3 protein-coding genes are annotated in these 1452 nt (G+C 66.6%); all 3 read right to left on the reverse strand.

What is annotated here, in order from left to right; all coding sequences use genetic code 11:
* The coding region (locus tag AC1DY5_RS55430) for an ATP-binding cassette domain-containing protein (RefSeq protein WP_478122669.1) at positions 1–165 on the reverse strand (165 nt) is incomplete at its 3' end.
* On the reverse strand, positions 162–1136 hold the full coding sequence (locus tag AC1DY5_RS55435) for a branched-chain amino acid ABC transporter permease (protein WP_478122667.1): 975 nt from the start codon (positions 1134–1136) through the stop codon (positions 162–164). The genes AC1DY5_RS55430 and AC1DY5_RS55435, both read right to left, overlap by 4 nt.
* A partial coding sequence (locus AC1DY5_RS55440; protein WP_478122668.1) for an ABC transporter permease subunit occupies positions 1136–1452 on the reverse strand: 317 nt, incomplete at its 5' end. The genes AC1DY5_RS55440 and AC1DY5_RS55435, both read right to left, overlap by 1 nt.

Raw genomic sequence — 1452 nt, forward strand, 5'->3', positions numbered from 1 at the left:
GAGCACGCCGGTCAGCAAGTTGATCAGTGTCGTCTTGCCGGCGCCGTTGGGTCCGATCAATGCGTGGCGTGCACCGCGCCTGAGGTTGAGCGTGACGTTGTTGGTGGCCGTGATACCGCCGAAACGCATCACCAGGCCGGTGGCGGAAAGCACCGTATCGCTCATGGCTTCACCGCCTTGCGAACGCCGCCGAGCCAGGTCCAGGGCTTCAGCAGCCGGTCGCGCCCCACCAGCACCAGCAGCACCAGGATCAGGCCGATCCAGAACATCCAGTACTGCGGCGTGACGGTCGACAGCGTGTCCTGCAGCAGCTTGAAGACGATCGCCCCGGCGATGCCGCCATAGAGCCAGCCGACGCCGCCGATCACCAGCATCAGCACCACGTCGGCCGAGCGGTCGAAGGCCAGCACGTCGAGCGAGGCGAAGCCGGTGGTCTGCGCCAGCAGTGCGCCGGCGGCGCCTGCGATGGCCGCGGCCACGGTGTAGATCACGGCCAGCCGCGACACCACGGGGATGCYGATCGCCATCGCGCGCAGACGGTTGTCGCGGATCGCCTTGAGCGTGGCGCCGAAGGGCGAATGCACCAGCCGGCGCATCAGCACAAACAGCAGCAGCATCACCGAGATCGAGTACCAGGCCGCCGTGCGTCCGAGCAGGTCGAAGTCGAATAAGCCCAGCACCGGCCCCATCACCACGCCCTGCAGGCCGTCGGCGCCGCCGGTCAGCCAGTCGAGCTTGTTGGCCAGTTCGAGCAGCAGCAGCGCGGTGCCCAGCGTGACCATCAGCCGGGTCAGGTCGCTGCCGCGCAGGATGGTGACGCTGGCAACGGCGCCGAGCACTGCCGACAGCGCGATGGCAACCAGCAGGCCGATCGTGGGATCGGGCATCACGTGCTTGGCAAACAGCGCCGCGGTGTAGGCACCAAAGCCGAAAAAGGCCGCGTGGCCCAGCGACACGATGCCGGTGTAGCCGAGGATCAGGTCGAGCGACATCGCGAACAGCGCGACGATGGCGATCTCGTTGATCATCAGCGCGTGCGAGGGCATGACCAGCGGCAGCACGAAGGCCAGCGCCCAGAGCGCGTATTCCCAGGGCCGCCAACCCGCCTTCTTGAGCAAGAGCTGCTGGAAATCCATCACTTGCCCCCCTTGCGCGTGAACAGACCCTGCGGCCGCCACATCAGGATCAGGATCATCAGCAGGTAGACCGTGAAGGCGCCCATCTTCGGGATGAAGTACTTGCCCGCCACGTCGGCGATGCCGAGCAGCAGCGCGGCCAGCAGCGGCCCGGTGATCGACGAGGTGCCGCCGACCGAGACCACGATGAGGAAATAGATCATGTACTTGAGCGGGAAGGTCGGATCGAGTCCGAGGATCTCGGCGCCGAGCGCACCGCCCAGGCCGGCAAGCCCCGAGCCCACTGCGAAGGTCAGCAGGAACACCACGTTGACAT

The sequence above is a fragment of the Variovorax sp. P4_D9 genome (assembly GCF_056401695.1).